This window comes from Longimicrobium sp. (genome assembly GCA_036377595.1).
In the GTDB taxonomy this organism is placed as follows: Bacteria; Gemmatimonadota; Gemmatimonadetes; order Longimicrobiales; family Longimicrobiaceae; genus Longimicrobium.
In genome coordinates, this window is record DASUYB010000067.1 from 1 (window position 1) to 10,243 (window position 10,243).

At 68.0% G+C, this 10,243-nt stretch carries 9 protein-coding genes; all 9 read right to left on the minus strand.

Annotated elements, in window-relative coordinates:
• Nucleotides 1-302: 302 nt before the first annotated feature.
• On the minus strand, nt 303-560 hold the full coding sequence (locus tag VF092_09515; GenBank protein HEX6747512.1) for a hypothetical protein: 258 nt from the start codon (nt 558-560) through the stop codon (nt 303-305).
• Between the two features lie 197 nt (nt 561-757).
• Nucleotides 758-2,431, minus strand: coding sequence for a DNA repair protein RecN (gene recN / locus VF092_09520; GenBank protein ID HEX6747513.1), 1,674 nt, complete (start codon nt 2,429-2,431; stop codon nt 758-760).
• A 152-nt stretch (nt 2,432-2,583) separates the two neighbouring features.
• A complete protein-coding gene (locus VF092_09525) occupies nt 2,584-3,132 on the minus strand; it encodes a hypothetical protein (GenBank protein ID HEX6747514.1) in 549 nt (182 codons plus the stop codon).
• 49 nt (nt 3,133-3,181) lie between these two features.
• Complete coding sequence (locus tag VF092_09530; protein HEX6747515.1) at nt 3,182-3,802, minus strand: hypothetical protein; 621 nt, start codon at nt 3,800-3,802, stop codon at nt 3,182-3,184.
• Nucleotides 3,803-3,808: 6 nt separating this feature from the next.
• On the minus strand, nt 3,809-5,182 hold the full coding sequence (mgtE, locus tag VF092_09535; GenBank protein HEX6747516.1) for a magnesium transporter: 1,374 nt from the start codon (nt 5,180-5,182) through the stop codon (nt 3,809-3,811).
• Between the two features lie 137 nt (nt 5,183-5,319).
• On the minus strand, nt 5,320-5,967 hold the full coding sequence (locus VF092_09540) for a hypothetical protein (protein HEX6747517.1): 648 nt from the start codon (nt 5,965-5,967) through the stop codon (nt 5,320-5,322).
• A gap of 336 nt (nt 5,968-6,303) precedes the next feature.
• The gene (ybeY, locus tag VF092_09545) at nt 6,304-6,747 is read right to left on the minus strand and encodes an rRNA maturation RNase YbeY (GenBank protein HEX6747518.1); all 444 of its coding nucleotides are present in this window, start codon (nt 6,745-6,747) and stop codon (nt 6,304-6,306) included.
• Between the two features lie 517 nt (nt 6,748-7,264).
• Complete coding sequence (locus VF092_09550) at nt 7,265-9,529, minus strand: HDIG domain-containing protein (protein ID HEX6747519.1); 2,265 nt, start codon at nt 9,527-9,529, stop codon at nt 7,265-7,267.
• A 23-nt stretch (nt 9,530-9,552) separates the two neighbouring features.
• Nucleotides 9,553-10,243, minus strand: a 691-nt coding sequence (locus tag VF092_09555) for a PhoH family protein (protein ID HEX6747520.1), incomplete at its 5' end; no start/stop codon positions are given.

Below are 10,243 nucleotides of genomic sequence, written 5' to 3' on the forward strand. Positions count from 1 at the left end.
CGACCGCTCCTCGTTTCGGGGGACGGAACTGCGTGAGGGATGCGCGCCCGGAGGGCCGGGACCCCGGCGGGGGCGTCGGCGACGATGCCCGCCGTGGCAAGCCGTCGCCGGGGGGTTACGGACCCCGCCGGGGGCCCGGCGCCGTTGGCCACAGTCGTATCGTGGCCTACGGCGCGCGCAGCCCGGTTTGGCGTCTCGGCGCCAAACACGCCCAGATACCCGAAGCGCGTCAGTGCGTCAGTGCACGAGTGCTGGAGAATCGCTCGAATCCCAACGCACTCATGCACTTCCGCGCTCACGCACTACTCGCCCAGGAAGGCCTCACAGGGGAAGTTGCGCGCGCGGGAATCGGCACCCTGCTGCCGCTGCTTGCGGCACTCGTCGATGTCGGTACGCGGCTTCGATTCCTGCGCCGGACGCGCCTCCCCGGCCGGCGCGTTCTGATCGGTGAACGCCGTCGCCACCGAGGCCTGCTGCGCTTCGGGCTGCGATCCGCCGCAGGCCGTGAGGAGGGGAAGAAGAAGGACGACCGACGCCGCGATCCTGCTGCTGGCGCGCATGCATAACCCCCGCGTGAAGGACCCGCCGGGGGCTGGAGGGTCCCCCGTTCAGCCTACCCTACCCCCTTCCGTTCCCCGCCGCAAGTCTACCGTTTACTCGTTGAAACGACCGTTTATCACGGAGACAAAATGCGGCCGCCCTCCCCTGCGCACGGGAGGGCGGCCGCGTCTCGCCGGGCGATGCGGATCGGCGCGGGTCAGCTCACGGCGACGCCGCGCTCCAGCAGCTCGCGGGCGTGCTCCAGCGAGACCGCGCTCTCGGGGTCGCCGCCCAGCATCCGCGCGATCTCGCGGACGCGCCCGTTGTCCTCGAGCATGGCCACTTCCGTCGCGGTGCGGCCGTCGCGCTCGTGCTTGCTGACGAGCAGGTGCGTGGTCGCCCGCGAGGCGATCTGCGGCAGGTGGGTGATGGCGAACACCTGGTGGCTGGCCGCCACCTCGCGCATCTTCTCGCCCACCTGCAGTGCCACCCGCCCGCCAATCCCCGCGTCGACCTCGTCGAACACCAGGGTGGGGACCGCGTCGAGGCGCGCGAGGATGGTCTTGAGCGCCAGCATGATGCGCGACATCTCGCCGCCGCTGGCCACGAACGAGAGCGCGCGCGGCTCGAACCCGCGGTTGAGCGACACGCGGAACTCGATCTCCTCCGCGCCCACGGCCGCCGGCTCGGCCAGCGGCAGCCGCGCGACCTCGAATCTCCCCCCGGTCATCCCCAGCTCGGGAAGGACGCGGGCGACCTCTTCCGCCAGCCGCGCGGCCGCCTCGGTCCGCCGCGCCGTGAGCTCGGCGGCCAGGCGCTCCAGCTCGGCGGCCGCGTGGCCGAGGCGCTTCTGCAGCGCGCCGAGCTCGAAGTCGGCGCCGTCGATCAGGTCCAGTTCCTCGCGCGCGGCGGCGCCGATCTGCAGCACCTCCTCGATCGTCCCGCCGTACTTGGTGCGCAGGCGGAAGATCAGGTCCTGGCGGCGGCGGATCTCGTCGAGACGCGCGGGGTCGTGCTCCACCGTCTGCGCGTAGCGCTCCATCCGCTCGCCCAGCTCCTGGAGCGCGTAATACGCCGCGTCGTACAGCTCGCGGACCTCCTGCTGCGACGGGTCGATGCGGATCAGGTGGTCGACCGCGCGGCTCAGGTGCCCCAGCTCGCCCACGATGGAACGGTCGGAGCCGGCGACGGCGTCGTAGAGCTGGCCGGAGAGCGAGGTCAGCTCCTCGGAGTGGGAGAGGCGCCGCGCCTCGTCCTCCAGCTCCTCCTCCTCGCCCGGGCGGAGCGCGGCCTTCTCGATCTCGTCGGACTGGAAGCGGAGGAAGTCGGCGCGCTGCAGCGCCTCGCGGCGGCGGCGCTCCAGGTCGGCCACCTCGCGGCGCAGGTCGACGACAGTCCCATGCGCCTCGCGCACCTGCGCGACGAGCGATGCGTTCCCCGCGTAGGCGTCGAGGATCGCGCGCTGCTCGTCGCGCCGCAGCAGCGTCTGGTGCTCGTGCTGGCCGTGGAGGTCCACCAGCATCCGCCCGATCTCGCCCAGCAGCGACGCGGTGGCGGGCGAGCCGTTCACCCATGCGCGGCTGCGGCCCTCGGCGGCCACCTCGCGCTTGAGGACGAGCACACCCTCGTCCGCCTCGATCCCCCGCTCGTCCAGCAGCCTGGCGAGATCGTCGCGGCCGTCCACCTCGAACACGCCCTCGATGGAGGCGCGCTCCTCGCCGCTGCGCACGACCTCGCTGGACGCCCGCTCGCCCAGCAGGAGCGAAAGGGCGCCCACGATGATCGACTTTCCCGCGCCGGTCTCGCCCGTGAGCACGTTGAGCCCCGGGCCGAGGCGTACGGAAAGCCGGTCGATCAGCGCGAAGTTGCGGATGCGCAGCTCGGTGAGCATGGGCGAAAGTATACCGAAGATGACGGGGTTGGGGAAGGATACAGATGGAGGGTGATCGAGCGAAAGTAGATCGAGTGGCGGATCGTGATGGAGATGGAATCTCAGGCGCGGATTGATCTCGATCGGGCGAGAATCCCCCCGAGCCAGCGTCGTCACCGCGTGATCCGAGCCGCGGGGCCGGAGGATAGAATCGCCTGCTTCATCGCCATCCAGCGTTCCCCATCGATCTCCCTGAACGGCGTGGGATGGGAATAGAAGAGGAAGATCGCATTCGTCTCAATCAGCGTCGCCAGGTAGCACGACGCGATCCGACGATCGCCCTGCCGCCCCTCGACGAACAGCACGGGGATGCCGTTCGCGTCGTACCGCTCGACGACCACGTCCTCGACGCCCGCCCTCGCGTACTGCGCCGCCATCGTCGTCTCATCGCCATCACCCTCGCCGCCGCCGAAGAAGACGTCGCGCGTGCGGTCGTAGCCCACGTTCAGGCTCAGCGTCACGGAGAAAAACCCGTCGCGCGGCGAGATCGAGTCGTCGCGCTCCACCGCGGCGCGATCTTCCTCGCTCATCCACCACACCTGCACGCCGCCGTCCGCCGGCATCGCGACGAACCCGGCAGGGAGGCGGAAGCGCAGCGGCAGCTCCACGGCCCACCGGTGAAGCGTGAGCTCGCCGAACGTGAGGTCGCTGAACACGCTCACAGCAGCAGCACCCTCGCGAGATAGAGCCTCAAGAATAAGTCATTCATGATCAGAGCACGTGCCAAGTAGATTGCAGTTCCTGGATCAACGCGTCACCTGAGATATCGCGAATAATAGGGGGAATATCGATTGTCGCATCTCGAAGATCTAGCGCTTCGAACTCGAGGTAAGGTGTTGGGATAACGTGCTTCTCGGCAACTACAACGCGAATTATTCCATTATCCGGCCATATCTCATCGCAATCGTCAATTACTTCCAACCACTTGCGAACAATCCGATCATTGTGCTGGGCGCGCCGTTTCCACATGGAAAAGGTCTTCGTTCGGTCTTCCCAAGTGAGGAGGATTCGAACCGGAGCTGAGATGCAACACAGTTTCCTGAGCTCGTGAGAACTTCCTTCGATTTGGTTTTCCGATTCAAGCAGAATCACCGGCACCTGAGCTCCGCGGGGTGTCCGTTTACAGAATGCAAAATCGATATGACAGAACTCCCGCACTAATTCCAGTCCCATGCTGGAGGCGATGAGTGGCAGCCACCGATCACGATAAAGGGCCGTACGCTTCGGTGCAGAGCCGAACCATCCGCTCAAATCGACAACCGATGAGATATTCACCAGTTGCGAGAAATTCCGCCAGAATTCGGCCCAGAGAGTCGTCGGATCTTCAGGCATACACTCCTATAGCAACAATACAGTCGCGAGATAGAGGGTCAGGAAGAAGCCGCCCATGTCGGTGAACGTCGTCACCACCACGGACGAGCTGATCGCCGGGTCGACGCCCATCTTCTCCAGCAGGATGGGGACGAGGCCGCCGGCGATGCCCGCGATCACCAGGTTGCCCCACATCGCGGCCATCACCACCACGCCCAGCATCGGCCCGGCGTGCATCCACCAGCTGGCGAACGCGGCGGCGATGGCGCCGGCGACGACGCCGTTCCCCAGCCCGTTCGCCAGGCCCACGAGCAGTTCCTTCGTCACGATCCCGCGGCGGCCGCGCGGCGAGTCGCCCTGCAGCGCCAGGCGCCGCACCGTGACGGCCAGCGCCTGCGAGGCGCCGTTGCCGCCCATCCCGGCCACGATGGTGGTCCACGCGGCGATCAGCGGCAGCTTCTCCAGCGTGACACGGAACGGCGTGTAGACGGCGGCGGCGAGGAACGCCGTCGCCAGGTTCAGCAGCAGCCAGGGGAAGCGCGTGCGCACCGCCGGCCACCATCCGCCGCGCAGCTCCTCGTCCTCGCTGGTGCCGCCGAGGGCCAGGATGTCGCGCGTGGCCTCGGCCTCGACCACGTCGATCACGTCGTCGAAGGTCACGCCGCCCATCAGCCTCCCTACCTCGTCGACCACGGGGACGACGAAGAGGTTGTAGCGCGAGAGCACGCGCGCCACCTCGTCCTGCGGCACGTCGGGGAGGACGGCGGCCACGGGCGGAAGCACCAGCGCGTCCACCGTCTCGTCGGGCGGCGCGGTGATGAGCGTCTGCAGCGGGAGATACCCCTCGAGCAGCCCGGTGCGGTCGACCACGAAGACGACGTGGATGTCGCCCACCTCCTGCGCCTGCCGCCGCACCTCGTCGATGGTCTGGGCCACGGTCAGCGTGTTGGGCACCGCCACCAGCTCGGTGGTCATGATGCCGCCGGCCGACTCCTCGTCGTAGCCCATCAGCTCCCGGATCTCGCCGGCCTCGGCCTTGGGGAGCGCGGCCAGGGCGCGGACCTGGTCGTCCGGGTCCATGTCGCCGATGATGTCGGCCGCGTCGTCGTCGGCCAGCTCGGCGATGATGTCGGCCATCTGCTCGGTGCCGAGCGCGGCCAGCGAGTCCTCGGGGTGCTCCTCGGGCTCCATCTCGGCCAGCGCCTCGGCCGCCAGCGCCGGCCGGTCGGCCAGCGCGACGAGCACGCGCATGCGCTCGTCGTCGCCGAGCAGCTCCAGCAGGTCGGCCAGGTCGCTGGGGTGGAGCGCGGTCAGCAGCGCCTGGAGCGCGGCGGTGTCGCCCGCGTCCAGCAGCGCGCGCAGGCGCTCCAGCGGCTCACGCCGGTCCTGTGCGTCCGCCATGGAACCGGTTCGGCGAGGGGTGGATGGAGGCGGGGAGGTGCGGCAAGTTGAACGGTCGGCAGCGTCAATTCAAGCACCCTACTGGATTGCGGAGGGACAAGCGCGGCTCGTCCGCCGAAGATCACGCGCGCGTCACATCACCACCGGAACTGCGGCCACTCTCGTTCAAGGACAAGGTTATTTGGCTTACAGTCCTCTCGCATCGCGGCGCGTCGCATCGCAACTTCGAACTCGCGATACTCCTTCGATGTCTCGTAGAGTGACAGCAATATGTCCGTGAGCCGCTGAATCCGCTTACCACGCTTCCGACCATAGATGTAGCGGTGATTTGCGTCCTCCACCCAATCGATAAGGTAGTCGTTCGTAGGCCGAAAATGTGTAATCCAACGCTGAACGAACTCGGCATCCGCGCCTGCAGTGACCAGGGCAGAGTGCGTCGTTGCTTCAAGTAAGTACAGGTTCGCTTGGTCCTGTTTGCTCGTTGTTACCCAACCAGCCGAGGAGCGTAGCAGAGCCACAACAAACAAGTAGCCCGGCCACATATGGCGAGATCCCCTATACTCAACTCTGTCTAATTCATCATATCCGATCGTGACCGTTTCCTTGTTGCCCATGTATGCCATTCGGAGATCATAGGCGAAACCGAATAGTTGGTTTCCAAGCTCCTCCGACAGATTGGCAGCATCTGCTATTGACGTTACCGTATCATAAAAGGTCTTCAGATCCCAATAATCGCCGCATAGGACACAACCAGCACCACTTTCGGTGGCTCTGCACAGCAACATTGCAAGTCTTCCTTGGCTAGAACGTTTGTACGGCCCCACAATTCGGGCATTGTAACTTACTAAGCGTACAGTCAGTACCGCAGCAGGACCAGTTCTGGCAACGGTGACACTCCTCCTTATTGTGCTCCGCCTCCGGAATCGCATCGCAGGTGCTGCAGCACCAACTAGGACCATATTTCATCTTGAGATGTGGATCTTTCGGATAAACTAGTCGGAAAAGCGATTCTTTAGGCATTGCGCGAACTCAACTTGTGGAAGGAGGCGGCAGTGGCTGCTATTATCGGCGGTGCCTACGCACATTTCATGTAGCTGTTGCAGCGGAAGGATGCGCCCGCTTCAGCTCTGCTGGAGGAACGCCCGCAGCAGCTCCTCCTGGCGCGCGAACATCTCGCTGCCGGTGCGGTCCTCGCCCTCGGGGTGGTCCCAGCCGAGGACGTGAAGGGTGCCGTGGACAGCGAGACGCAGCACCTCCTCCGCGGGCGAGACCCCGTACTCGGCCGCGTTGCGGAGCGCCTGGTCCACGCCCACGTACACGTCGCCCAGCGGCGGATCGCCCTCGGCGTAGAGGGGGAAGGAGATGACGTCGGTGGGGCCCTCGTGCTGCAGGTAGTCGGCGTTCAGCGCGGCGATCTCATCATCTCCCACCAGCGCGACGGAGATCTCGGCCACGCGCACGTTCTCCGCGAGCAGCACGTGGCGCACGGCGGCCTCCACCCGCTCGGGCTCCACCGGCGGCGTCACCCCGCTGCCCACACTCACGTCGATCTCGATCTCGTCCATCGCGCTTTCCACTTCCACCCTGGTGACCCGTTTGAAAGCTCACGCCGACGATCAGACGGCCAGCGTCCCCGCATCGAGCAAGCCGGGAGGCCGGCCGAGAGATCGCCAACTGCGTCATCAGGGGGTGATCGTCGCGGCCAGGCGCTGGCGCTCTTCGCCGGCATCCTCGCCGCCGCGGACCTCGATCTGCCACTCCCGATCCGATCCCAATCTGATGTGTCGGAAATTTCCGACAGATTGATCTCGCAGCGGCACGGGTACCTCACATCTCCCTCACGGCGCAGCGCGAGATGATTCGTCACCGCTGGATCACCATCGCCCGGCCGCAACTCGACGTCGGCCGCGGCCGCGCGCAGGAGGTCGCTCTGCACCTCACCCCCGATGACGCAGTTAAGAGAGGTTCGGCCCGCGCGGGAGATGCACGAGGCGACTGATCGCGCTCCAGGTCCCGTTCGTGACAACGACGCCAGGCGCAGACTGGACAAGATCGTGGCTCGGCCGCGCCAGCCGGTTCCGCTCACCGCGTCGAAGCCGCGGGCTCGCTCACGACGGGTGGACTCGCCGCGACGGACGGAGCGGAATCGCCCTCGCCGTTCCGGTCCGCGGGGTAGTCGACGCGGTGGTGGTACATGCTGGCCAGCGCGCGCGTCAGCACCTCGCGCGTGATGGCGATCTCCTTGAGCGTCAGCGGGCACTGGTCCAGCTGCCCGGCCGCGATCTTCCCGTTGACGATGCGGTCCACCAGCTCGCGGATGCGCTCCGGAGTGGGGTCCTGCAGCACGCGCGCGGCCGATTCCACGCTGTCGGCCAGCATCACCACCGCCGTCTCACGCGTCTGCGGCTTGGGGCCGAGATAGGCGAAGTCGCGCGCCTCCACGCGGCAGTTGGGGTCCGTCTCCTTCGCCTGCTGGAGGAAGAAGGAGATCGGCTGCGTGCCGTGGTGCTGCGCGATGAACGCCTTCACCGCGTCGGGGAGCTTGTACTGCTCGGCCAGCTTCAGCCCCTCGGCCACGTGGCTGCGCACGATGGCCGCGCTCATGGCCGGCTTCAGCTTGTCGTGCGGATTGCGCCCGCGCGGCTGGTTCTCGATGAAGTACTGCGGCTTGACGATCTTGCCGATGTCGTGGTAGTAGACGCCCACCCGCGCCAGCAGCGCGTTGGCGCCGATGGCCGTGCACACCGCCTCGGCCAGGTTGGCCACGGAGATGGTGTGCGCGTACGTCCCCGGCGCTTCGACCGACAGGCGGTGGAGAAGCGGGTGCTTGGGATCCGCCAGCTCCTGCAGCGTCTGGTTCGTGGTCACCCGCGTGAACCACTCCGCGACGGGAAGGAAGCCGACGGCCAGGAGCGACGAGCCGGTGGCGTTCACCGCGCCGAAGAGCGCGGACCAGCCGATCTCGTGCAGCGACCAGCCGCGCAGCAGCCCGACCGTCACCGCCGCGGCCAGGTACGCGCCGGCGATCAGGCCGACGACGATCCACGTCTGCACCCGCCGCTGCGCCAGCCGCACCCCGAACGCCGACGCCGCGCCGCCGATGGCCGCGGTGAATGGGACGGCCACGCCCAGGAACGGCGCCTGTCCGCCCAGCAGCAGGGCGAGGACGAGGGCGATGGGGAGCGCCACGCGGCCGCCCCACAGCACCGCGATCACCATCGCCGCGAAGGGGACGGGGATGAGCTCCGGCGGCAGGTCGAGCCGCGCGATCAGCGCCGCCAGCGCGGAGACGGCGACCACGAGGAAGGCGACGAACACCATCGAGCGCCAGTCGCGGTACAGGTGCAGCCGCGAGAAGCGCAGCAGGATGGCGATGATCCCCAGCAGCAGCAGGTTGTAGAGGATGGAACCCGCGGCGCGCGCCACCGTCTGCCGCGGCCCCTGGCCGCCGCCCCGGGCGGCGAGCGCGGCCTGGTAGGCGCGCAGCCGCTCCTCCTCGCGCTCGCCCACCTGCTCGCGCGCGCCGACGATCTTCTCGCCCGCCAGCACGCGGTACTTCACCGGGTCCACCGCGCTGCGGGCGCGGGCGCGCGCGGCCTCCGTCTCGCGCTCATTGACGGCGAGCGAGGGCTGGAACCAGCGGACCAGGAGGAGCCGCTGCAGTTCCGCCTCGTCCGCGCCCGCGTCCTGCGGGAGATAGCCCTGCGCGGCACGGAAGAACTGGTCGGCCGTGGGCAGGGAGTCCGCCGCCAGCAGCCGCTCGCCGCCGGCGATCCCGCGCACCCGCACCGCGCTGATTCCCGCGCGCCCGGGCGACCCCGCGGCGATCCCGCGCGGGAACTGCTCGCGCACCGCGCGCTCCGTCGCCGCCTGGAGCACGGCGCGGCGCGACGAGTCCGCCAGCACCTCGATCCCCCCCAGCGTGCTGGGAACGCCGCTGCGCGAGAGGGCCTCGCGCAGCGCCGCGTCGCGCTGCGGCGGGGGAATGGCCGCCGCCCGCCCCGCCGCGGCGAAGAAGCCGCGCAGTCCCGCGACGACGCTGTCCGCCGCCTGCGGGCGGTAGTCGTAGACGGGGGGAACGCCGCGCGCCGCCTCGTCCTGCTCGCGGCGCAGCTCCTCGCGCGTCTTGGGGATCTGGAAGGGGATGGAGGCGATGACGTCGCCGGGCGCCACCACGCCGCGCTCCAGCACGGCCGGGCCCGGCGCGGCGCCGGAGGGGAAGACGAGGTAGATCGCGGCCGCCGCGGCGGTGAACACCGCGCCGCGGCGGGCGTGGAAGAGGAGCCGCGGAACGCGGCGCCGGGGGTGGGCTTCCCCCGGCTCGCGCGGTGCGCTTCTTCGCTCCACCGGTTGTCGGTCAGCGGAAGGCATCAGGCCTCCCCGGGCTCCTGCTCGTGGCCGCCGTGGGCGGCGTACGCGCGGATGATCTCCTTCACCAGGCGGTGGCGGATCACGTCGGTGCCCTTCATGTAGGCGAAGGCGATCCCCGGAATCCCCTTCAGCACCTGCTCGATCTCCAGCAGCCCGCTGTCCTCGCGGCGCGGGAGGTCGATCTGCGTCTCGTCGCCCGTGATCACCGCCTTGCTGTTCAGCCCCAGGCGAGTCAGGAACATCTTCATCTGCGCCGTGGTGGCGTTCTGCGCTTCGTCGAGAATCACGAAGGCATCCGCCAGTGTGCGGCCACGCATGTAGGCGAGCGGCGCAATCTCGATGGTGCGGGCTTCGAGCGCGCGCCGCACCCAGTCTGCGGGCATGATGTCTTCCAGCGCTTCATACAGCGGACGCAGATACGGATCGACTTTCTCCTGCAGGTCGCCCGGCAGGAAGCCCAGGTTTTCACCCGCTTCCACCGCCGGCCGCGCGAGAATAATGCGCTTCACGCGGTTTTTGCGGTGCGCGTCCACCGCGGCGGCAACAGCGAGGTACGTTTTGCCTGTGCCGGCCGGGCCGATCGAGATCACGATGTCGTTGTCTTTGATCGCCTCGAGGTAATGCTTCTGCCCTTCCGAGCGCGAGCCTATGAGCTTGCGCAATCCGGCGAGGACAACCTGGTCATCGTCG